This window comes from Stenotrophomonas sp. KH_036_B, assembly GCF_057839485.1.
The window spans coordinates 3,398,589-3,420,112 of the sequence record NZ_CM174491.1 but is presented as its reverse complement, the minus strand read 5'-3'; the positions used below and the strand labels follow the sequence as shown (position 1 = coordinate 3,420,112).

The 21,524-nt window shown below is 60.9% G+C and carries 19 protein-coding genes; 10 read left to right on the top strand and 9 right to left on the bottom strand.

Annotation, left to right across the window (positions count from 1 at the left end):
- Positions 1–247: 247 nt before the first annotated feature.
- The 4 genes from AC3ITN_RS15215 to AC3ITN_RS15200 all read right to left on the bottom strand — a co-directional run bounded on the left by AC3ITN_RS15215 (position 248) and on the right by AC3ITN_RS15200 (position 4,779).
- Positions 248–1,555: a YcaO-like family protein gene (locus AC3ITN_RS15215; protein WP_489391048.1), complete on the bottom strand. Its 1,308-nt coding sequence runs from the start codon at positions 1,553–1,555 to the stop codon at positions 248–250.
- 743 nt (positions 1,556–2,298) lie between these two features.
- Positions 2,299–3,261, bottom strand: coding sequence for an ABC transporter permease (locus tag AC3ITN_RS15210; protein ID WP_489391047.1), 963 nt, complete (start codon positions 3,259–3,261; stop codon positions 2,299–2,301).
- A 110-nt stretch (positions 3,262–3,371) separates the two neighbouring features.
- Complete coding sequence (locus AC3ITN_RS15205) at positions 3,372–4,355, bottom strand: ABC transporter ATP-binding protein (RefSeq protein WP_489391046.1); 984 nt, start codon at positions 4,353–4,355, stop codon at positions 3,372–3,374.
- Positions 4,356–4,392: 37 nt separating this feature from the next.
- Positions 4,393–4,779: a hypothetical protein gene (locus AC3ITN_RS15200; RefSeq protein WP_489391045.1), complete on the bottom strand. Its 387-nt coding sequence runs from the start codon at positions 4,777–4,779 to the stop codon at positions 4,393–4,395.
- A gap of 196 nt (positions 4,780–4,975) precedes the next feature.
- On the opposite strand from AC3ITN_RS15200, the gene rimK reads away from it, so the two are divergent.
- The 4 genes from rimK (at position 4,976) to AC3ITN_RS15180 (ending at position 8,601) form a co-directional block, all read left to right on the top strand.
- Positions 4,976–5,881: a 30S ribosomal protein S6--L-glutamate ligase gene (gene rimK, locus AC3ITN_RS15195; protein ID WP_489392946.1), complete on the top strand. Its 906-nt coding sequence runs from the start codon at positions 4,976–4,978 to the stop codon at positions 5,879–5,881.
- Between the two features lie 228 nt (positions 5,882–6,109).
- Positions 6,110–6,586 carry a hypothetical protein gene (locus AC3ITN_RS15190; protein ID WP_489391044.1) on the top strand — a complete coding sequence of 159 codons (477 nt, stop codon included), beginning with the start codon at positions 6,110–6,112 and terminating at the stop codon, positions 6,584–6,586.
- Between the two features lie 7 nt (positions 6,587–6,593).
- The gene (locus tag AC3ITN_RS15185; RefSeq protein ID WP_017356179.1) at positions 6,594–7,271 is read left to right on the top strand and encodes a response regulator transcription factor; all 678 of its coding nucleotides are present in this window, start codon (positions 6,594–6,596) and stop codon (positions 7,269–7,271) included.
- 4 nt (positions 7,272–7,275) lie between these two features.
- Positions 7,276–8,601: a sensor histidine kinase gene (locus AC3ITN_RS15180; RefSeq protein WP_489391043.1), complete on the top strand. Its 1,326-nt coding sequence runs from the start codon at positions 7,276–7,278 to the stop codon at positions 8,599–8,601.
- A 77-nt stretch (positions 8,602–8,678) separates the two neighbouring features.
- On the opposite strand, the gene coaE is transcribed toward AC3ITN_RS15180, so the two are convergent.
- Genes coaE through AC3ITN_RS15165 form a run of 3 tightly spaced genes read right to left on the bottom strand, consistent with a single transcriptional unit; the run spans position 8,679 to position 11,428 of the window.
- On the bottom strand, positions 8,679–9,287 hold the full coding sequence (gene coaE / locus AC3ITN_RS15175) for a dephospho-CoA kinase (protein WP_489391042.1): 609 nt from the start codon (positions 9,285–9,287) through the stop codon (positions 8,679–8,681).
- Positions 9,288–9,297: 10 nt separating this feature from the next.
- Positions 9,298–10,161, bottom strand: coding sequence for a prepilin peptidase (locus AC3ITN_RS15170; protein ID WP_489391041.1), 864 nt, complete (start codon positions 10,159–10,161; stop codon positions 9,298–9,300).
- A 7-nt stretch (positions 10,162–10,168) separates the two neighbouring features.
- Complete coding sequence (locus AC3ITN_RS15165) at positions 10,169–11,428, bottom strand: type II secretion system F family protein (RefSeq protein WP_489391040.1); 1,260 nt, start codon at positions 11,426–11,428, stop codon at positions 10,169–10,171.
- A gap of 356 nt (positions 11,429–11,784) precedes the next feature.
- Between AC3ITN_RS15165 and AC3ITN_RS15160 the strand changes: the two genes are divergently transcribed.
- The 5 genes from AC3ITN_RS15160 to AC3ITN_RS15140 all read left to right on the top strand — a co-directional run bounded on the left by AC3ITN_RS15160 (position 11,785) and on the right by AC3ITN_RS15140 (position 18,763).
- Positions 11,785–12,198: a pilin gene (locus AC3ITN_RS15160; protein ID WP_489392945.1), complete on the top strand. Its 414-nt coding sequence runs from the start codon at positions 11,785–11,787 to the stop codon at positions 12,196–12,198.
- Between the two features lie 128 nt (positions 12,199–12,326).
- The gene (locus tag AC3ITN_RS15155) at positions 12,327–12,740 is read left to right on the top strand and encodes a pilin (RefSeq protein WP_489391039.1); all 414 of its coding nucleotides are present in this window, start codon (positions 12,327–12,329) and stop codon (positions 12,738–12,740) included.
- Positions 12,741–12,793: 53 nt separating this feature from the next.
- Complete coding sequence (gene pilB / locus AC3ITN_RS15150) at positions 12,794–14,524, top strand: type IV-A pilus assembly ATPase PilB (protein ID WP_489391038.1); 1,731 nt, start codon at positions 12,794–12,796, stop codon at positions 14,522–14,524.
- A 314-nt stretch (positions 14,525–14,838) separates the two neighbouring features.
- A complete protein-coding gene (locus AC3ITN_RS15145; protein WP_489391037.1) occupies positions 14,839–17,880 on the top strand; it encodes a spermine/spermidine synthase domain-containing protein in 3,042 nt (1,013 codons plus the stop codon).
- A 508-nt stretch (positions 17,881–18,388) separates the two neighbouring features.
- Positions 18,389–18,763, top strand: a complete 375-nt coding sequence (locus AC3ITN_RS15140; RefSeq protein WP_489391036.1) for a DUF6869 domain-containing protein — start codon at positions 18,389–18,391, stop codon at positions 18,761–18,763.
- A gap of 223 nt (positions 18,764–18,986) precedes the next feature.
- Here AC3ITN_RS15140 and AC3ITN_RS15135 read toward each other — a convergent pair whose 3' ends face one another.
- Positions 18,987–19,367, bottom strand: coding sequence for a helix-turn-helix transcriptional regulator (locus AC3ITN_RS15135; RefSeq protein ID WP_489391035.1), 381 nt, complete (start codon positions 19,365–19,367; stop codon positions 18,987–18,989).
- Between the two features lie 172 nt (positions 19,368–19,539).
- Here AC3ITN_RS15135 and AC3ITN_RS15130 point away from each other — a divergent pair, with 172 nt between their 5' ends.
- A complete protein-coding gene (locus AC3ITN_RS15130) occupies positions 19,540–19,947 on the top strand; it encodes a hypothetical protein (protein ID WP_489391034.1) in 408 nt (135 codons plus the stop codon).
- An 804-nt stretch (positions 19,948–20,751) separates the two neighbouring features.
- On the opposite strand, the gene AC3ITN_RS15125 is transcribed toward AC3ITN_RS15130, so the two are convergent.
- A complete protein-coding gene (locus AC3ITN_RS15125; protein ID WP_489391033.1) occupies positions 20,752–21,300 on the bottom strand; it encodes a SymE family type I addiction module toxin in 549 nt (182 codons plus the stop codon).
- Positions 21,301–21,524 lie beyond the last annotated feature (224 nt).

The window sequence follows — 21,524 nt, the reverse complement described above, 5'->3', positions numbered from 1 at the left end:
GGGGATATCACCAGGTAGCGGCCGCATAGGAATGCAGCAACCGAGCGTCCTGCCGCATGGGTGGCGGCGCGCACGACGAAGTCAAGATCGGTCTGCCCCGTAGCGATGAGAGTCGCCCCCTGCAGAGGACGGCCAACGGGCTCTGCCTTGCGGCAAGAGCTGCCGAGGGGGCGGGACTCATGGCACGCCCGGACGGCCAAACCAAAAGCACCTTGATCCACGAACTGGTAGCTCATCGTTGAAGTTCCTATGAGAATGGCTGTGGCCACGGAGTGATGCGCTGCGCCAGAGTCCCTGGGAGCGACCAGTACCTGTGCATCTGAGCAAGCCGCGCTGAACCAAGGAACCTCGATCTATGCACGAAGGACAGGGGCATCAGGCCAGGAATTACTGCCCTGAATGCGCGCAGTCCTGCTTCCAGAATCTCATCGCAGGAAATGTCCGTGAGGTATACGGGTTGCTCCCGTTGCGCCAAGCGCTGGATCACCCACTCCAGTTGGGCTTTGGTGCTTTTACAGGCGGCGCCGGCGGGCGTGAGCAGCTCTTCGAGAGAAACCTCGTTGGCAGCATCCAGATAAGAGAAGGCGACTGCGCTGTCTGGATGCATCATCATCATTGCTCCATCAACGAGGTGATGACAGTCCGAGGGAATCTTCGGGGGGCGATGCGGATTTGCATCCAGGGCATGGCCGATCATGATTGCCTCTCGCGCCGCCTTGTCCAAGGCCGCGCAGAGGTCCAGGCTGGAAGAGCATCCGAAGACATTGGCACTTGTCGGATGCGCCGGTCGATGGCGTCTTGCATAGACGGTAGGTACGCCAATATCCGTAGTTGCGTCATAGAAAACGAGGTCGGTGCGATTCAGGAGCTGCCACGTGGAATCGTTGAATAAATCTTTGTGGTGCGCTTCAATTCGAATGCGTCGAAGTGGACGTTGGAGTATCCAGTTCAATGCCAGGGCGTCCCGCTCGATTACCTCAAGAACTGCGGACAGCATTGCTTGGAATGGATCGGGGTGGAGGGCGGTGCCCGTGGAAATGGGGAATGCGAAGCGCTCGCTTGTCCACGCCCTTGGATAGAGATGAGTAAGGATCAAGGGGACGTATGCGAGCGTCTGCGCGTGCATGTCCATGGACGGGATCCAGCGGATGCTATGGCTCTCGTCAAAAGGATGAAGTGTCTGCCGTGGATCGCAGCGCTCTTCGGTGGAAAGTCTTGGCAGCCGTTTCCATTGGAATGCCTGGGTTCCAAGTTCCATGGCTGTGGAGATCAGCAGGTCGGAAGTGCTGACGGCGGCGCTCGTGTATCGCTCGGCGGCCTCTCCCATTGCCTTGAGCTCAGCATTCACAGCGGAGAACTCGCACGCTGCACCGTAGAGGCCTCCGTTCAAGGCTTCTTCCCCACTCCAGTCCCTCACATAGTTGAATAGTTGGGACATGCTTGCGCCCTTGCATTGAACCGCTACGAGCGCCCGGTCGCTGAAGTGCAGTAGAGGCAGTCTCTCTGGCACGCCCAGCACAGACAGGAAGGGGCCACTCAACATCTCAATGCCCATTGCACCTCCGATGGCGGGGATTCGCTGACTGTGCCGCGACAAGCTTGAGGTACGCCTGCTCATCCGGTCGGAATGCAAGGCAGCTCAACACAGTCAGAAGCATCCGTTCTCTCTTCCGATGCGGCAGGCCTAGCAAGGCATTCCTGACGGCATGGCGGGTTCCGCGAGCCTCCGCAGTGCCCTCGCTGAGCCGGACCGGGCTGTTGGCTATATCCCATGCCTGCCTTCGTGCTGTCTCGGGAATGAGGTCCAGGAGCGCTTCCGGAGCAGGGCGTAGGTCGGGATGGTCTTGGTAGGAATCGCGAAGAATGTGAAGGGAGATGTGCTTCAACGCCCTTCCCCCCGTACCCAATTGCCGCACAATCATTCTGCGTACCTCAGGATCCAGTTGATCAGCCATGAGCTCAGGGTCTCGATGAGCACTCACGTGAACAGAAAGCCGCCGGCTTCCTCCCGTGCCGGTCCAATCAATCAGGGGGGCATCGTCCCAGGGGTGGCGACTCATGACATCATCCAGCGCGTACTCCGCCATGGTGATCATTCGTGTATGGCGGGGATCGTCGCCAGGGCACCCCGGCAGCCGAATGCGAAGCATTGGCTGGTCCATGTTCCAGTCAAAGCGAAAGGCGACCATCGTCGCTCGATTGGTGTCCTGACGATCCAGTAGTTCCGGGACGAGGTGCCGGAGGGCCCGCCGCCGACCGCCCGCCTGAATCTCAAGATACGCGGCTGAAGTCATTTGCTTACTCCCGTGTCTTGTACTTGAAGGTCCGGATGGCAATGGCGAGTGGCGCAAGCAGCCAAGCAAATAGGACTGAAAGCGACGTAGCCACGGAGAAGCGAAGTTCGCTCTCGAACATCGAATGACGAAGTAGATCCATTGCGTACGGGGTCGGGAGAGTCAGCGCGATCCAGCTGGTTGCAGGGAACTTGCTTGCGGAGAAGAACAGGTCTCCCAGGAACAGAATCAGCAGATTGCATAGCGTGAATGCATGTATGCCGATGGAGTGGCTGGAGAGCGTGCTTGCCAGCACGATGCCGATCGTTACGAATACAGACGCAATGAGCATTGAGACAAGGGACGTCTCAAGTATCTGGTGCCACGTGAGTGACACCCCGAAGATCGCCATTCCGGCAGCCAGGTAGCACGCGATCAACGTCGCTGAGACGATCCACTTTGTCGTGAGTTCTGCAAGGAAGTACCAGCCTATTGAGATGGGAAGCATTCGAAGCATTCGAAGCGTTCCCTGTGATCGCTCGCGAAGCAGCTTCGTGCCGGCAGTGAAGAGCCCAACGTTGAGTAGTGCCATCACCATGATGGCGGGAAGCATCAGGAAAGGTGAGTCGTCGGGGTCGACCAGATGCAGCCTATCGTCAATGTCAGAGTGCTCTGTCGCTGTAGCATCCAGGGCGCGGACAAGAAGTTGGGCGACTGGCTTCCAGTACGGGGAGGAGTGCGCGATTGCCTGCCCGGACTCCGGATCCCTGTCGAGAACAATCGCCGTGTTCCCTTCGCGGATGGCTGACACCAGCTTTTCTTCTTCGATATCGTTGATCTTGAAGCTTTCTGAGGGGAGCGCTGTTCTCCACTCCTGCGTATGCGCTGCGGCGGGAAGCAGGCCGACGGATACGCGCCTTTCCGGGGATCCAAGAAGGTGCGCGTAGCCGTACATCAGGATGAACAAGAGTGGTACGGCCAGGGTCATCGCCACGCCTACGCCGTTCCGAAGAAAATGCGAAAGGGACATGGATACATAGCTTTGGTATGCCGCCCAATGCAGGGAGAAGCGTGGAGGTCTGGACATATGAAGTCGAATCAGTTTGCGGTGGTTACATGCTCGAAGTAGGCTGATTCCAGGCTGCGCTGGCCAAGCTCAAGTCGAGCGTCGAATCCCATCGTCGTCTCGGCAGACAAGATGGCGGCGACAAGGTCGGAGGCCCTTTCTTTTGGGCAGTACACCCGGTAGCGGTTCAGCCCCGGCGTGGCATCAAGCGAAAGATCGCTGAAGATCTGGTGAGAGTCGAAGATCTCACCCGGGGCCCAGAACGCAAAGGACAGGTGTAGGGACTCCAATGCCTCACTAGTCTGGAGGGATGCACAAATTCTTCCACTCTCGATAAAGATGATGCGATCACACAGCGTCTGGGCTTCAGCCATGTCGTGCGTTGCGATAAGACCAGAAAGTAGACCCTCACGTTTCATGTCCAGCAGCACATCCCAGACTGCGCGCCTGGACCTTGGGTCGAGCGCGGCGGTGGGCTCGTCCATCAAGATCAGTCGTGGAGAACCCGCCAGTGCTGTGAAGACCGAGGCTCGTTGGCGTTGTCCAACAGACAGTTCCCCGACAATACGCGTCGTGAGGTGCGCGAGCCCCAGCCGTTGAGCGAGCTCTTCAATGCGTTCGGTCGATCCGTGAACGCGCTTGTACAGAGTCAGAAGCTGCGAAACCCGCACATGCTCTGGAAGGGCATTCCGTTGGAAAACGAAGCCGGTTGCGGCTCTGACATGAGCAGGGATGGATCGCGGAGGGTGCCCGAACAGGAAAGCCTCGCCTATGGCTGCGCGTTGCACACCTTCGATCACTTCGAAGAGCGTTGTCTTTCCTGCACCATTCGGGCCCAACAGTCCGACAATCTCACCAGCTGCAACGTGTAGTGATACGTCCTGCAGTGCTGTCGTATCACCGTAGCGACATGTCAGTGCGTGGATTGAGAGGGGCAGGCTATCCGACCGGTGCGCGACCATGGTGATCTCTGCAGTTTGTTTGATCAGGGCGGGGGCTGGGGCCGCCGCAGTCATCGTCCGACTTGGGCAGCCCCATGGATGGCGTCGGGGGTTATTGCTCTGGCTTGTCGGTCCCGCCGCCATCATCACCACCGCTGCAGCCGTAGGTTCCGGCAGAGCCTGCCGTGCCCATGCAGCCCGTCGCCGTTCCCAGCGTCCCCGCCGTACCAAAGGTGCCGAAGCAGTTGCTTTCAAAGGCAGTAATCGAGCCCGTTGCGATTTCTTCAATTCGGGCCGGGGTGGTGATCATTCGAATGTCGTACTCCGATCCGCCTGCTGCTCCAATTGCATTCATTTCGTAGCCTCCATGTGGTGTCATTTTCACTACAGTCGTGTCCTGCAGCCACAGCGAGGGTAGCTGCCGCGCTTTCGGCCCGAGATGCTTGAGTTGGCATTTTCGGAGTAGGAAAAGTTGCAGAGCGCGGTTGATGTGAAGCACGCACGGTTTCCCGGGCGGGACTGAGCGACGGCCTCCCTTGGCCCCGTGAAGGTTGGCTGTCGATGAGGTAGGGGTGAAGAGAGAGGGAGCCTGTACAGTGGATCGGGCCCCAGGGTATTCATATACGGAGGGGGGGCTCTCCTGCGCGTCACTGGCGCGCGCTATGCTTCGCGCTTCCCACACCCTGCATGCCGCGATGAAACTGGCCATCCTCTCCCGCAACAGCAAGTTGTATTCCACCCGGCGGCTGGTGGACGCGGCGCGCACGCGCGGCCATACCGTGCGGGTGCTTGACCCGCTGCGCTGTTACATGCGCATTGCGGCCGACGGTTTCACCATGCATTACAAGGGCCGGCCCATTACCGGGGTGGACGCGGTGATTCCGCGCATCGGTGCCTCGGTGACCCGCTACGGCACCGCCGTGCTGCGCCAGTTTGAAATCATGGGGGCGTGCACGCCCAATCCGTCCGACGCCATCCTGCGCGCGCGCGACAAGCTGCGCGCGCACCAGATTTTGGCGTCCAAGGGCATCGACATGCCCGTGACGGTGTTCGGCGACAACCCCGACGACACCGTGGACCTGCTGTCCATGCTGGGCCCGCCGCCGCACGTGGTGAAGCTCAACGAGGGCACCCAGGGCCGCGGCGTGATCCTGACGGAGAAGGCCAGCGCCTCGCGCGGCATCGTCGAGGCGCTGCGCGGGCTGTATGCCAACTTCCTCATGCAGGAGTTCATCGGCGAGGCGCAGGGCGCGGACCTGCGCTGCCTGGTGGTGGGTGACCAGGTGGTGGCCGCCATGCAGCGCCAGGCCCCGGAGGGGGACTTCCGCTCCAACCTGCACGCCGGCGGCAGCGCAGGCGCGGCCAAGGCGACCCGCGCCGAGCAGCAGGTGGCCGTGCGTTCGGCCAAGGCACTGGGGCTGGGCATCGCCGGGGTCGACCTGATCCGCTCCAGCCGGGGCCCGCTGGTGCTGGAGGTCAACTCAACGCCCGGGCTGGAAGGCATCGAGGGGATCAGCCAGGACGATCTGGCGGGGCGCATCATCGAACACGTCGCTGGCCAGGTGGCCTTGATGAAAAAGCCTTTAAAATCAAAGGCCTGATAATTTTTCGCGCGCATTTGCCGGTTTTAACACGGGTTTAATCGCCCCCGGCGTAGGCTTCAACGGACCGCAGCTCTGCCCTCCTCAGCAGAAAACGGTAATCGGGAATGACTTCAGGCCCAGGCGGGATCCGTCTGGGCCTTTTTCTGGACCTGCCGAAACTCACTTGCTGCGGCGTCGCCCGCAGCGATACATTCGGCTTCTTCTACTGACTAGGGAATGGTTGTAATGAAGCGAATGATGGTGATGGCCGGAGCTGCTGCGCTGTTGCTGGCTGTCTGGACGGCGCAGGCCGGTCCGAAAGCGGGGGAGGAGGTGTTCACCCCCGGCAAGCCGCTTGCTGAACAGATTGATCGCATCGAGAAGCAAATGAACGATGGCGAGACCTATGTAGAGCTCAAGGGGGATGACCGCAGCCGCGTGCGCACCTCCTTGTCGCGCCTGCGTGCCATCACCGAGCGCTACCCGCAGGGTACGTCCATCCCGGAGTCAGCCAAGGTCGAGCAGTTGAACGACCAACAAATTGTGAACACGGTTTTGACGCAGGCGCGCGAAGATAGCCGACTGATCTGCAAGCGTGAGAAGGTGACGGGATCCAACCGGGCCACGACGCAATGCATGACCGTTGCCCAACGTGCGCGCGCCAAGGAAGCGGGTCGAAATACCCTCGATGACGCGCAGCGGATGGGCCAATTCAAACAGTAGAGGTCACATGCGAATTCTAGTAATTGAAGACAACAGCGACATCGCCGCCAATCTGGGCGACTACCTCGAAGACCGCGGCCACACCGTGGACTTCGCCGCCGACGGCGTGACCGGCCTGCATCTGGCGGTCGTGCACGAGTTCGACGCGATCGTGCTGGATCTCAATCTGCCGGGCATGGATGGGATCGAGGTCTGCCGCAAGCTTCGCAACGAAGCGCGCAAGCAGACCCCGGTGCTCATGCTGACCGCACGGGATTCGCTGGACAACAAGCTGGCCGGGTTCGATTCCGGTGCCGATGACTACCTGATCAAGCCGTTCGCGCTGCAGGAAGTCGAGGTCCGTCTGAACGCCCTGTCGCGCCGCGGCAAGGGCGTGCAGACGCGGGTGCTGGAAACCGGCGACCTGGAATACAACCTGGATACCCTGGAGGTCCGCCGCCAGGGCAAGCTGCTGCAGCTCAACCCCACTGCCCTGAAGATCCTGCAGGCGCTGATGGAAGCCGCACCGGCCGTGGTCACCCGCCAGGAGCTTGAAACCCGCGTGTGGGGTGAAGAGCTGCCGGATTCCGACTCGCTGCGCGTGCACATCCACGGCCTGCGCGCCGTGGTGGACAAGCCGTTCGAGGTACCGCTGATCCAGACCCGCCATGGCATCGGATACCGCATCGCCGCCCCGGAAGCCTGATCCGGTGAGGGCCAGGGGGGAGCGTCGCCGCGCGCCATACCGGCGGCGGCTGCGCAGCCGCATCATCGTCTCGTTCGTGTTGTTGGGCTTCTGCCTGACAACACTGTTCGCGTTCGCCACGAACTGGACCCGCGCGCGCGTGGAGAACCAGCTCGTCGAAGACGTAATGAACCGCAACATCGATGAGTTCGCGCGGCGCTTCCAGCTGGATCCGTCTCGCAGCCCGGACCTGCCGGTGCAGCAGATCCGTGCATTTGCCTATCCCAGCGACAAGTTCGACCGGGTCCGCGAAGAGCGCCCGGAGTGGGCGGCATTCTCCAATGGCAACTACAGCGTCAGCGGCATGGACGAGCAGAACAACCCGTTCTCGTACAAGCTGGCCGTGCGCAAGACCCCCGACGCCTGGTTCTTCCTCGCCTACGACATGACCGAGAGCCTTCGCGGCGAAGCGCAGTTGAACCGCGCGCTGTTCTTCTCGGTACTGGTCTTCAGCGCGCTGTCACTGGTGCTGGGCTGGTGGTCGGCTTCCAAGGTCATGAAGCCGGTCTCCGACTTGGCCGCTCGGCTGCGCGCCTATCGCGGTGGCACCAGCGAACCTGCGCCCTTGGCACCGCGCTTCCCGGACGATGAGGTGGGGCAGCTGGCCCAGGCATTGGACGACTACTCGGCCAGGCTCACCGAAGTGGTGCAGCGCGACCGCGAGTTCAACGCCGACGTCAGCCATGAGCTGCGCACTCCTCTGGCGGTGATCCGTGGCGCCACCGAGCTGTTGCTGACCCGCCCGGACCTGGACCCCAAGGTGCTGCAGCGCCTGCAGCGCATCCAGCGTGCAGAACAGCAGTGCACGGACCTGATTGGTGCACTGCTGCTGCTGTCGCGCAATGAGCGCGGGCAGGGCAGCAGCAACGTCGCGCGCGTGGCCGAACAGCTGCTGGATGCCCACCGCGCCCAGCTGGGCGGCAAGCCGCTTGAGCTGGTGCTGGAGGGCGACCGCGAGTTGGTCATCGACGCACCGGAGTCGGCGTTGTCGGTGGCACTGGGCAACCTGATCGGCAACGCCGTGAAGTACTCCCAGGAAGGCTCGGTCCGGGTGCTGGTCACCGGCAACCGGGTCGAGGTGACCGACAGCGGTCCGGGGCTCAGTGCGGAAGATGCGGCCAAGCTGTTCCAACGCGGCTACCGTGGCACCCACGCCGGCCACTCGCAGGGCGGCGGTATCGGCCTGTCGATCGTCAGTCGCCTGTGCGATCTTTACGGTTGGCAGGTGAATGTGCGTCCGGGTGAAGCGCGTGGCGTCGTGGCGACGTTGACGTTTTCGCCGGCGGGCTGACGGATCACCTTTGCGTAGAGCCACGCCCTGCGTGGCTGCTCTTCGCCGGGGAACGCGCAGCCACGCAGGGCGTGGCTCTACCGCGCCAGGGCTCTGTACGCCTGATCCAGCCGCACCACCTCGGCCTGCAAATGGTCCGGGTGGCCATCATTGACCACCACGTCATCCGCCAGCGCCAGCCGCGCCTCGCGGGTGGCCTGCGCCGCGATCATCCGATCGGCCAGCCCGGCATCGATGCCGTCGCGCTGCATCAGTCGTGCGTGTTGCACCGCCACCGGCACATCCACCACCAGGATCCGGTCCAGCCAGGGGTACTGTTGCCGCCCGCCGGCCTCGGTCAGCAGCGGAATCGCGGCAATCGCATACGGCCCCTCGGCCTGCTCGCAGGTCTGCCGCAGTAACTGGCGAATGGCCGGGTGGGTGATGGCTTCCAGCGCCTGCCGCTCCTGCGCCGAGGCGAAGATGCGCGCGCGCAACGCGGCACGGTCAAGCTGGCCGTCGGCCAGCAGGATAGGGGAACCAAAATGATCGACGATCCGCGCCAGGCCTTCGCTGCCGGGCGCCACCACCGCGCGGGCGGCCACGTCGGCGTCGGCCACCGTAATGCCCAGCGCTTCGAACCGACGGCTGATCTCGCTCTTGCCGGCGGCCACGCCGCCGGTCAATCCAATCACGAACGCGCTCATCGGCGTGCCCTCAGCGCAGGCCGGACAATCTCAGGTAGGCGTTGATCAGCGGCTCGCCCCACATGAACACGATCCAGCCGGCAACGGCCAGGTAAGGGCCAAACGGGATCGGCGTGGCGCGGTCGCGGCCCCGCGAGTACAGCCAGATCGAGCCAATGATCGCGCCCAGCACCGACGACAGCAGGATGATCGGCAGGATGCCCTTCAATCCACACCAGGCCCCCAGCGCCGCCAGCAGCTTGAAATCGCCGTGGCCAATGCCTTCCTTGCCGGTGATCTGCTTGAACAGCCACCACACCGACCACAGCAGCAGGTAGCCGGCAATCGCACCCAGCAGGGCGGGCTTGGCCGGCATGTACAGGTTGTCGATGCTGCCTATCAGCCCCAGCCACATCAGTGGCAGGGTGAGCTGGTCGGGCAGCAGCTGCGTGCGCAGGTCGATGCCGGACAGGGCGATCAGGAAGCAGCTGAGCACGATCGCCCCAAAGCCCTGCCAGCCGAACCCGAACTGCCACACGCTCGCCACCACCAGCAGCCCGGTCAGCAGTTCGACCAGCGGGTACTGGATGGAGATGGGCGCCTGGCAATGGCGGCACTTGCCGCCCTGGATCAGCCAGCTGAACAGCGGGATGTTCTCGTACCAGGACAGCTTGTGCTTGCAGTGCGGGCAGTGCGACGGCTCGACCACGATCCCGGGCGGGGGTGGCTCGTAGATGTCTGGAAGCTCGAGCACCTCGCGGGCGTCGCGCTTCCACTGCCACTCCAGCCGCTTGGGCAGGCGCAGGATCACCACATTGAGGAAGCTGCCGATCAGCAACCCCAGTGCGGCCGCGGCGGGATAGCCGAGGCCGGGATGCTGGTCGAGAAATGCCATTGATTGATTATCCGACTACGGAGGCCAGCTTGAAGATGGGCAGATACATGCCGATCACCATGCCGCCGACGATAGTACCAATAACCACCATGACGAACGGCTCCAGCAGGCTGGCCAGCGCATCCACTGCGTTGTTCACTTCCTGCTCGAAATACTCGGCCACCTTGAACAGCATGGCATCCAGGGCGCCGGCCTCTTCGCCGATGGCCGTCATCTGGATCACCATGTGCGGGAACAGGTTGACCTGCTTCATGGCCATGTTGACCGGGAAGCCGACCGACACATCGTCGCGCATGCGCAGCACCGCTTCTTCGTACACCTTGTTGCCGGTGGCGCCGGCCACGATGCCCAGGGCCTCCACCAGCGGCACACCGGCCTTGAAGGTCACAGCCGTGGTGCGGGCGAAACGGGCGATGGCGCTGTTGTGCATCAGCTGGCCGATGACTGGCACCTTCAGGATCAGGCGATCCATGGTGTGCTGCATGGTCGGTGATCGCTTGTACGCGGCTATGAAGCCGACGGCGGCGCCTACAGTGACAATAAGGATCAGCCACCAATAGGACACCATGAACCGGGACAGGTTCACGATCATCTGGGTGAAGGCGGGCAGGTCGGCGCCAAAGCCCTTGAACACGTCCTCGAACTGCGGGACAACCCACACAAGCAGGATGCCGCTGACCAGCAGGGCGACCGCAAAAACCATGATCGGGTAGAACAAGGCCTTCTTGATCTTGCCCTTCAGTGCCTCGATGTTCTCTTTGTAATTGGCTACGGTGTCCAGCACCGTTTCGAGCACACCCGCGCCTTCGCCGGCCCGCACCAGGTTCCGGTAGAGCTCATCGAACTGGACCGGGTGCCTGCTGATGGCCTCATAGAGGGACGAGCCGCCCTCGATGTCGGTCTGGATGCTCTTCACCATCTTCTTCATGCGGGGGTTCTTGTGCCCGCTGCCGATGATGTCCAGTGCGCCCACGATCGGTACGCCGGACTTCATCATGGTCGCCATCTGGCGACTGAAGAAGGCGATGTCCTTGGCGCTGATCGCCTTGCCTGCTGCCCCGAACATCGGTTTGGGCTTGGGCTTGACCACGTTAGGCGTAATGCCCTGCCGCCGCAGCTCGGCGCGGAGCAGGTTGGCATTCTTGGCGGGCTGTTCGCCCTTCATCTTCACACCCCGCTTGTCGGTCCCCTCCCAGACAAACGGCTGCAACTCCATGGTGCTACGCGCCACGGGCTCTTTCTTGACTGCACTACGGCTGACAGACATACAGGCTCCCCAGCCACGCCATCCCCAGGCGGGCTTCTGCGCCGAATGGTAGCCGGTTCCGGGCCGTCATGGCATCCCTCCCTGACGACAATCCGTGACCGGGGTCCAAGACCGCCTCCGTCAGAAGGTGACGCAACGCGTCACAATGCCATTCGGGTCGCAAAATGCTGTGAGGGGGGTTCCAATCCTGAAGATTGCTGCCATCATTGCGCCGGGGAATGCTGGGGAGCATTGCTGAGAAGTTGGCACGCAACCTGCTTTCAACCACCCGCACGGGCGATTGCCTTGCTCAGCCGGTCGACCGGCTAGGCTCGACCCAGTGTTCATTTTTCAAACCACCTCTAGGGGATGTACTCATGAAGAAGCAGCAGGGCTTTACCCTCATCGAACTGATGATCGTTGTCGCGATCATCGCCATCCTGGCCGCCATCGCTCTGCCGATGTACCAGGATTACGTCGCCAAGTCGCAGGCCACCGCTGGCCTGGCTGAAATCACCCCCGGCAAGACCCAGGCAGAAGTGCTGCTGAACGAAGGTAAGGACGTGACCCTTGCCACCGTCGGCCTGACCGCTACCACCCAGCGCTGCGACATCACCGCTACCGGCACCGCATCGGCTGGTACCGCGTCGCTTGCCTGCGCACTGAAGGGCAATTCGAAGGTTGCCGGCAAGAGCATCGTGCTGAACCGCACCGATGCTGGCACCTGGGCTTGCACCACCACCGGTGGCCTGGACGCGAAGTACATCCCGGCTGGCTGCGCAGCTCCGTAATTCAGGCTTTCGTCTGAGTTGAGAAAGCCCCGCATTGCGGGGCTTTCTTTTTATGAGGGTTGTAGTTGGCACGGATAGTGCTTCAGAGGCTGGCGGCCGCGACGAGTCGATCATCAGGGGGAACATTCATGCGTAGGAAAAGGCAATCAGGCTTTACGTTGATCGAACTGATGATCGTGGTAGCGATCATTGCCATCCTGGCGGCCATTGCGCTGCCGCTTTACCAGGATTACATGGCAAAGGCCCAGTTGGGCGCGGCGTTGGCTGAAATCCGCCCCGGCAAAACCATGCTCGAAGCTGTCGCACAGGACAGTAATGATGCGAGCGTGGTGTCGCCCGACTACATCGGCCTGCGGGTCAGTGAGCGCTGCCCTGTGGTCGCGGCAGACCTTAATGCAGCAGGTGTGGGTAACATCAGCTGCACCGTCAAGGGGGGCGCGCCTGTCAATGGTAAGAGTTTGGTGCTTCGGCGCAGCGCAGCCGGCGTCTGGACCTGCGACGGTAGTGCATTCGACGCACGCTATCGTCCAGCCGGGTGCTAGTAGCCGGCGCTCAAGCTGGCCATAATGCAGGCTCGTACTGAAGGATTCGGCCCATGAATGCCGTCGTCACTGCCAACCTCGTCGGGATCACCGGCATCGCTCGTCGTCTGGTGCAGGACGGGGCGTTGGATGAAGCTGCCGCCCGGGATGCGATGGCCAAGGCCGCAGCAGCCAAACAACCGCTGCCGCAATACTTCGCCGACAAGAAGTTGGTCTCCGCAGCCCAGTTGGCGGCGGCCAACGCCCTTGAGTTCGGCATGCCTCTGCTGGACGTTAGCGTTTTCGACAGCGCGCAGAGTGCCATCAGCCTTGTAAGTGAGGAGCTGCTGCGCAAGCATCACGTGTTGCCGCTCTTCAAGCGCGGCGGCAAGCTGTTCGTGGGCACCAGCGATCCGACGCATTCGTTGGATGAAATCAAGTTCCACACCAACCTGGTGGTGGAACCTATCCTTGTGGACGAGGAGCAGATCCGCCGCACCCTTGAGCAATGGCAGTCCAAACATGACGCCTTGGGTGGTTCACTGGGGGGCGGCGATGATGATGGCATGGGCGATCTGGACGTCTCGTCCGGCGACGAGGAGGGGGGAAACGCCGACTCCGGTCACGATGCCAAGGGCGACGATACCCCGGTGGTCAAGTTCGTCAACAAGGTCCTGGTCGACGCGATCCGCAAGGGCGCGTCGGACATTCACTTTGAACCGTACGAAGACGACTACCGCGTACGCTTCCGTATCGATGGCCTGCTCAAGAACGTGGCCAAGGCCCCGGTCAAGCTCAACCAGCGCATTGCCGCACGCCTGAAGGTGATGTCGCAGCTGGACATCGCCGAAAAGCGCGTGCCGCAGGACGGACGCATCAAGCTCAATCTGTCCAAGACCAAGCAGATCGACTTCCGCGTCAGCACGCTGCCGACGCTGTTCGGCGAAAAGATCGTGCTGCGTATCCTGGACGGCAGCGCCGCCAAGCTGGGCATCGACAAGCTCGGCTATGAAGACGTGCAGCAGAAACTGTTCCTGGAGGCCATCCACAAGCCGTACGGCATGGTGCTGGTCACGGGTCCGACCGGTTCGGGCAAGACGGTGTCGCTGTACACCGCGCTGGGCATCCTCAACGACGAAACCCGTAACATCTCCACGGCCGAAGATCCCGTTGAAATCCGGCTGCCCGGTGTGAACCAGGTGCAGCAGAACAACAAGCGCGGCATGACCTTCGCCGCCGCGCTGCGCTCGTTCCTGCGTCAGGATCCGGACATCATCATGGTCGGCGAAATCCGCGACCTGGAAACGGCCGAGATTGCCATCAAGGCCGCCCAGACCGGCCACATGGTGCTTTCCACGCTGCATACCAATGATGCGCCGCAGACCATCGCGCGTCTGATGAACATGGGCATCGCGCCGTTCAACATCACCAGCTCGGTGACGCTGGTCATCGCCCAGCGCCTGGCGCGTCGACTGTGCAACAACTGCAAGCGCCCGGTCGATCTGCCCGCCAATGCGCTGCTGGCCGAAGGCTTCACCCAGGCCCAGCTGGATGCAGGCATCACCTTGTACGAGGCCGTGGGTTGCGAAGAGTGTACCGAGGGATACAAGGGTCGTACCGGCATCTACCAGGTGATGCCGATGAGCGAAGAAATTTCGGTCATCGTCCTTGCCGGTGGCAATGCCATCCAGATCGCAGAGGCTGCGCAACGCGCGGGCGTCAACGATCTTCGTCAGTCTGCGTTGATGAAGGCCGCGGCCGGCACCACCAGCCTGGCAGAAATCAACCGCGTCACCAAGGACTAAGCCTGCCGTTGCACCTGGCGCAACGGGGCATGTCCCACGCGTAGTGCCCGGCCATGTCGGGCAACCACACAGCGCGAGCCGCAACCGGCTGCGCGCTGTGTCTCAGTCTGTCCCCGCCGATCCTTGCCTTGGGCCGCAGACGCGATGATCGAACGGCGATCACCTGCTACCATCCAAGCGCAACATTGCCCGGCGGGGAGCTGGGCCCAACCTTCGATTGCCAGGCGCTGCCGCCGCTTCAATGTGGTGCCGTGCTTGGCGACAGACTTCAATGCAGGCCGTTTGGCCTTGTGGCAAGCGATGGGGATGCACGCATGGCGTTGGCAAAGAGCAGGGCAGGTACGTGGCTGTTGTGGATATTCGTGCTTTCAGGGTTTTCCGGACTGATCTACCAGTCCATCTGGACGCAGTATCTCGGCCTGTTCCTCGGCCACTCCTCATATGCTCAATCGCTGGTGCTGATCCTGTTCATGGGTGGCATGGCGATTGGTGCCTGGCTGGTAAGTCGCTGGAGCAGTAGAGTGCGACGCCCACTGCTGGCGTATGCGCTGATCGAAGTGCTGATCGGTGTGCTGGGCCTCTTCTTTGACGGCATCTACCAAGGCTTGACCGGTTGGGCCTATGAGCAGTTGTTGCCGATGCTTCCGGCCGGGCAACTGCAAAACGTGCGGTGGCTCTTGGCGGCGGCCATGGTGTTGCCGCAGTGCATTTTGCTCGGGGCCACATTCCCGTTGATGAGCGCCGGCTACATTCGGCTGCAGGAACACGGGCAAGGTCGGGTGCTGGCGGGCCTGTACTTCTCCAACAGTCTAGGCGCTGCGATCGGCGCACTGGCATCTACGTACGTAATGCTGCCCGCAATCGGTATGCCTGGTACGGTATTTACGGCAGGCCTGATCAACATCGCCGTGGCCATTCTGGTTTACCCGCTGAGCAAGCGGGAGCTGCCGGAGCCTATAGCAGATATGACTGCCGGGCCGTCGCCCATAGATACAGCGAAAGGCAGTGCACTGTCGTCGCCAGTATTAATCCTGCTGGCTGCGGGTCTGACGGGGGCAGCCTCGTTCGTCTATGAGATCACCTGGATCCGGATGCTGTCGCTTGCACTGGGTACCACCGTACATTCCTTCGAATTGATGCTTGCCTCATTCATCATGGGAATCGCGCTGGGTGGGCTGTGGCTGAAAAGCCGCGCCGATAAATTGGTATCGCCGCTGGCAACCGCTGGCTGGATCCAGGTGTTGATGGGTATCGCAGCGCTCGCTTCAATGTTTGTCTATGCCAACGCGTTCGAGTGGGTTGGCTGGTTGATGAGGGTTATCGTTCGCAGTGCCGAGGGCTACGGCCTCTATAACCTTGCCAGCGCAGGCATCGCATTGCTGGTGATGTTCCCGGCAGCGTTCTTCGCAGGAATGACGTTGCCACTGCTGACGCTTGCTCTGCTGCGCCAAGGGCATGGGGAGAAGGCGATAGGTCAGGCCTACGCGTTCAACACCGTAGGCGCGATCATTGGCGTTCTGGCGGCTGTGCACCTGCTGATGCCGTTGTTCGGGTTGAAGTATGCGCTGCTGATCGCTGCAGTGATCGACATGGGGTTGGGTCTGGTATTGCTCGCGCGATATGCACCGCCTCTCACCGATCGAAAGCTGCCTTCGTTCCTGCCAGCGGTGATTATGTCTGCGGCGGCCGTGGTGGCTTCGGTCATGTTGGTCACCTTCGATCCCGCAGTGCTCAACTCGTCGGTGTACCGGACGGGTGCAACTTCGCTGGGCGGAACGGCCAAGCCGATCTTCTTCAAGGACGGAAAAACCGCAACGGTGGCCGTTTTCGAGTTCGGTGAGAAGGGGCAAGAGATCCGCATGATTTCCACGAATGGAAAGGTGGATGCGGGTCTTGGTTACAGCGATGTTTCGGTGGTGCCTCCCGATGAGACTACGATGATGCTTGCGGCTGCTCTGCCCTTGTCGATGCGCGACGGCTTCGACAGAGTCGGCGTGATCGGCTTCGGCTCGGGAATGACCACACACTCTTTGCTGGGGCATGGCAAGGTTGGGCGCGTCGATACCGTCGAGATCGAGCCTGTGATGGTGGAGGGAGCGCGCCACCTTGGCAATCGTGTCGAGCGGGCCTTCAACGATCCACGGTCACACGTCGTCATTGACGATGCCAAAGCCTACTTTGCTTCCGTACCGCAGAAGTACGACTTGATCATCTCTGAGCCATCCAACCCATGGATGGGAGGCACTGCCTCGCTCTTTAGTATGGAGTTCTATCAATACGTTCCACGTCAGTTGAACGAGGATGGTTTGTTCGTGCAATGGGTGCAGCTATACGAAATCACGCCAGAGCTCGTGAATTCGGTACTGTCTGCTCTGTTGCTCAACTTCAAGGACGCAAAGGCGTTCCTGGCCAATGACACCGATCTCATTCTCGTGGCGTCGCCGCACGGCAAGGTGCCAGATCTGAGTTCGGCTGTCTTCGAGCAGCCACCGCTTGCCAAGGATCTAGCCCGCATCGGCGTAGACAACCTTCGTGATCTGCAGGACACGATGGTCATGGATCGCAGAGGGCTTGAGGCATACCTCGGGCTATATCCGCACAAAGTGAACTCCGACATGTTCCCGGTCTTAAAGCTCGAGGCGCCAAAGGCTCGCTTCGAGAATGCACTGACCGACGACTTCTATGATCTTAAAAGGGCGCCGTGGCCCATCATTCATTACCTTGGCGGACCCGAGCCGGGGATGGATCCTGCAGCCGATAAGCCGTACTCGATGCCGCTCGAGGCCGTAAGGAAGAGCTCTGAGTCGAATCGGATCTTCACTGCACTGGTAGAGCCGGGCGTCGGCGCTGGTGAGCTGCCGTCTTCCTTCAGCGGCCTTCAGGTGGAGGCCTTGCGGGGGCTGGCTGCTGCTTGCACCTTGGGCGCGCGCCCAGAGCGCGATACGACGATGATCTTCTCGCTTGGCGGCGAGACAGCTGCACGCCTGGATCCGGCGCGATTGCAGCGTATGTGGGGTAAACCCGAATGGTTGCGCTGCACTTCGGGTGACGACACGGTAGATGGAGCGCTGGCGCTGATGTCAGCGGTAGCCGGGAATCGTCATGTTGAGGTGATTCAACGTGGCGTGTCCTTGTTCGAGGGAGAGCATGGCGAAGCACTATTGGCGGATCCTGTTTCTGGCCGCTACGTGTTCGGTGCGATGCAGTATGCCGCGCTTTCGGGGCGCGATTCGCAGGTGGCTGAACGGTTGGTCGAGCGTTACTGGGCTCGTCTGAATCGACGCTCACAAGGTGACGCGCCGTTGCGCCTGCTGACGTTGCTGGCGACGAGGGTAAAAGACGAATCCGCCCCGTGAGATCGCGTTGTATTGCCGCGCCGTCGTTCGTTATGGGCTTCGCGCGTGAGCTGGCGGCTGCGCAGTCGAGCGATGGGGCTCATGCGCTTCCGTCCGGCTGTTCTGATGGTGGACGAGGTGGGCTCCAGCGGTAGTCGCGTCGATAGGTTGCCTAGGCGCAGCCGGGCTCGCAGCTGCGGCGTCGCTGGCGAGAGATAGCGCAAAGACTGAGGATGCGTGCCCCGTACAAGATAAGTGTGAAAAAATCTACGCGACGATCCGGACCATCCTTGCGGTTGTAAAGAAACGATACTGGGATATGCGCGAGGATGGCATGGACCTTTTCACAACTCGGCCAACCGGAAAGATGTCATGGGCGGGGCACCAGCAGCAGTTCCGATCTTGGCAGGTCAACCTCCGCGGATACCTTGAGGTGGCAGACGCAATGAATTGCAAAGGTTATCCTTCCGATGCTTGGGAATGGGCAACGAAGCCAGTCCCCAATCAGCCTGCACCGAGGTAGCTTTTAATGGAATTTTCGAAGAGACAAGCTTTGGCGAGTGCTTGGGTCGCCTTGCAGGGCGCCACTGATGGGTCCGCTTTACAAGTTGACTCCCAATGGTCCGCCAGTGAGCTCAATATGATGTGTATTGAGGAGCCGGAACAGGCATGGGGACTGGTTGTCGAGATCTTTGAATCTTGCTCCGACCCTTGGGTACTGGAGAATTTGGGTGCTGGCCCTGTGGAAACTCTGTTGAGCTTGCATGGCCAATTCACATTGAAAGCCATTGAGTCATACACGTCGGAGAAGAACGCCTTCTCGGGGGTCTTAGTCCATGTATGGCCACATGCACTGTCGCCAGAAGTGGCAAAAGGGTTAGCGTCCTTATCAAAGCGGGTGTGAAAGCTCATGGATTCACTGCCGTTGGATGTGTGATGAGAAACGTTGTTCGCTGAGAAGAGTTCAACGCACCATCAGCGGCAAGGCGTTTCCGATGGCAGCCTGGACGTGATGTGCTGGGTTCCCGCGGCGTCCACGGCAGGCGATTAAATGGCTTGACGTTTGCCGCAGGCTGATCAGGGCAACAGTTACAAAAGGTGCATTGGAGGCCCATTTTCGTCTAACACTACCTAACCAACTGATGCTTCTGCTGCAGCGCCATCCATAGCCGTTGCGAGGTGCGGCAAAACGGCCCCAACCGTTGTGCGATGTCTAGATCCACATCATGGTCGCCGGCCAGGAAGCATTCGGCCAAGTCCTGCGATACGCCGATGGCGTGGGCGAAGTCCAAGGAGGAGTCGCCCATGGGGGCGAGGATTTTTTCGCGCACCAGCCAGCCGGGATGTTCGTGCACGGCGTATCTAGCCGCCTTTGTGCGGTTGCGGTTGGCAAAGTGTCTTTCGAAGGCGGTGGAGTGGCGCTGCCGGTCTCCTTCGGGGAGTTCTACCAGCGTGATCACCAGCTGGCCGATGGTCGCTTCGACAATTGATTGACAGTAGACGAACAACGAAGTGGAATTCGCGCAACTAACTCGTGCAGGCTCTGAAGTCTGGCATCACCATCGCTGAGTGCCGCTACGATGCACTTGGACGTCGTGTCGGCAAGAGCGAAAGTGGTAGAAGCTCTGCCCATCTATACGAAGGATGTCCGTGATTGATGTACTAAAGCGCCTCCTAGGCATGCGTCTGAAGCTCTCCAGGTTGGAGATGGCCATCCTGGGATCAGTCGGTCGAGAGCTGCGTGAAACGGAAGCTCGGCTGTGGAATGCACAGGTTGCTGCACTCAACAAGGTTCATCGCAGCCCAGACGGTAAAGAGGTCAACTTTTGGGTGTTGGGATGGCGAGGAGTGGATTTCCCCAAAGAACTTTGCTTTGAGCGATCTGACGTATTCAAGATGGCCGTGGTCGATGTCACTTCAAACGCTGGCGCGTTGGTGCTTCGCGGCAGAGTGTGGTGTGTCGACGGTCATCTGTTCTCGATCGAGTATAAGAGATCATTCAGAGAGTTTGAGCGATTGGCTCAGGGTGACTGGCAAGTGCATTGCCACATTGATAGTTATCCCAGTCAGGGGATAGGTCGCAGGTGAGCCAGTCGTACACAGTCTCTGCTGTGCACCGATCCACGGGTCTGGCTGACTCGTTAGGTTGTCACGGGGTCGAAGTCAGACGACCCGGTGGATTTCAAAGGTTGCCGCTCTGGTCAAGGTGACAACTCAATCGCGGAGCAGCTCCACAAGAAGTATGGATCATCGACTCGGTGGGGGGGGGCTACGGAGTTCATGTGGTTCAACTATGATGGAATTAAAGGCATCTACAACAAGGTACCCTTCTCTGGGTGGAAAAATCGATTTGCGTCCGGATACATGCGTGAGTTCCATGCGCCGCCCCGACCCCTTCCTCCACGATCCAAGAGGTCATCATGACCCGGAAATTGCGATGGGCCGCATTGGTACCTGCTGCCTTCGTTAGTTTCATTGCAATGTTCATCCTGCTGGGATCGCTTCACGGATTGTTAATGCAAATTTGCCCTGCCCATTATCGAAGCAGGGAGTGGACCACTGATCTATCGCGGCCCGACCCCGCAGTGAGCGTGCCAACCTGTTCTGCGGCGTGGTTTCCTGGCGCCGAGATGGCGTTGTTGATGTTCGCGTTTGTGGCTGCGGTAGCTGCGGCTGGTTGCGTGGCTGCATGGGTGGCGCCGACTAGAAAACTGGCATGCGGGTTGTCAGTAGCGGGTCTGGTCGCCCTGTGTATGTATCTACTGTCCCGCCTCTCATGACAAAGTGCCATGCCCATTCGGCGCTGCCAGTTGATGTAGTGGCCGCAAGCTGTCGCCTCGGGCGGCACTCGTTGGCCGGCGACGGGGCAGAGCAGCCAGCTAGGGCCCTGCTCTACCGCACTGGCCGATGCCTGTGCTGTAGTTCCAGCCAGAGCCTTTGCGAGGTGCGGCAGAACGGCCCCAAACGTTGAGCGAGGTCTGTGTCTACATCGTGGTCCCCAGCCAAAAAGCATTCGGCCAAGTCCTGCGAGACACCGATGGCGTGGGCGAAGTCCAGGGTGGAGGCGCCCATGGGGGCGAGGATTTTTTCGCGCACCAGCCAGCCGGGATGTTCGTGCACGACGTCGCTGGCCGCCTTTGTGCGGTTGCGGTTGGCAATGTGTCTTTCGAAGGCGGTGGAGTGGCGCCGCCGGTCTTCCTCGGGGAATTCCACCCGCGTGATCACCAGCTGGCCGATGGTCGCCTCGACACTTACGCTTGCGCCGATCTTGAAGCCCGCACTTCCCAGCCAGTGGCCGTGTACCGATAGGCAGGGCACGGTGCCGCCGCTGAAGGCGTCCATCCACGCATAGGTGTGGGCGCGCACGGTGTAGTGGCGCGGTCGTGCGGCTGTGGGTAGATGGACTTCGGGGAAGAGTGCGGTGTCGCGTGCCGAGCGCATGGGAAGCCTCCATGGGGAAAATCTCCCTTGCCGGTAGGGCAAGGGAGCCGGGAGGTTCAAATCCGCGTGCGAGCGTGCGGCGTGGCGTATTTCCCCGGATGAGGGGTCTTGTATTAGCCACCCTCCCGACATGGGACGTCCATAATTTTGACCGATCTTGGAGATTCGAAGCTCCGTCGCACACCATGGGCTGTGATGTGATCGGTGGCTAATTGGTTGTGTCT

Coding starts and splice junctions, on each gene's coding strand:
- AC3ITN_RS15215 (WP_489391048.1), bottom strand. CDS start 1,555: ATGGGCATTGAGATGTTGAGTGGCCCCTTCCTGTCTGTGCTGGGCGTG.
- AC3ITN_RS15210 (WP_489391047.1), bottom strand. CDS start 3,261: ATGACCCTGGCCGTACCACTCTTGTTCATCCTGATGTACGGCTACGCG.
- AC3ITN_RS15205 (WP_489391046.1), bottom strand. CDS start 4,355: ATGACTGCGGCGGCCCCAGCCCCCGCCCTGATCAAACAAACTGCAGAG.
- rimK (WP_489392946.1), top strand. CDS start 4,976: ATGAAACTGGCCATCCTCTCCCGCAACAGCAAGTTGTATTCCACCCGG.
- AC3ITN_RS15190 (WP_489391044.1), top strand. CDS start 6,110: ATGAAGCGAATGATGGTGATGGCCGGAGCTGCTGCGCTGTTGCTGGCT.
- AC3ITN_RS15185 (WP_017356179.1), top strand. CDS start 6,594: ATGCGAATTCTAGTAATTGAAGACAACAGCGACATCGCCGCCAATCTG.
- coaE (WP_489391042.1), bottom strand. CDS start 9,287: ATGAGCGCGTTCGTGATTGGATTGACCGGCGGCGTGGCCGCCGGCAAG.
- AC3ITN_RS15170 (WP_489391041.1), bottom strand. CDS start 10,161: ATGGCATTTCTCGACCAGCATCCCGGCCTCGGCTATCCCGCCGCGGCC.
- AC3ITN_RS15165 (WP_489391040.1), bottom strand. CDS start 11,428: ATGTCTGTCAGCCGTAGTGCAGTCAAGAAAGAGCCCGTGGCGCGTAGC.
- AC3ITN_RS15160 (WP_489392945.1), top strand. CDS start 11,785: ATGAAGAAGCAGCAGGGCTTTACCCTCATCGAACTGATGATCGTTGTC.
- AC3ITN_RS15155 (WP_489391039.1), top strand. CDS start 12,327: ATGCGTAGGAAAAGGCAATCAGGCTTTACGTTGATCGAACTGATGATC.
- pilB (WP_489391038.1), top strand. CDS start 12,794: ATGAATGCCGTCGTCACTGCCAACCTCGTCGGGATCACCGGCATCGCT.
- AC3ITN_RS15145 (WP_489391037.1), top strand. CDS start 14,839: ATGGCGTTGGCAAAGAGCAGGGCAGGTACGTGGCTGTTGTGGATATTC.
- AC3ITN_RS15140 (WP_489391036.1), top strand. CDS start 18,389: ATGGAATTTTCGAAGAGACAAGCTTTGGCGAGTGCTTGGGTCGCCTTG.
- AC3ITN_RS15130 (WP_489391034.1), top strand. CDS start 19,540: ATGCGTCTGAAGCTCTCCAGGTTGGAGATGGCCATCCTGGGATCAGTC.
- AC3ITN_RS15125 (WP_489391033.1), bottom strand. CDS start 21,300: ATGCGCTCGGCACGCGACACCGCACTCTTCCCCGAAGTCCATCTACCC.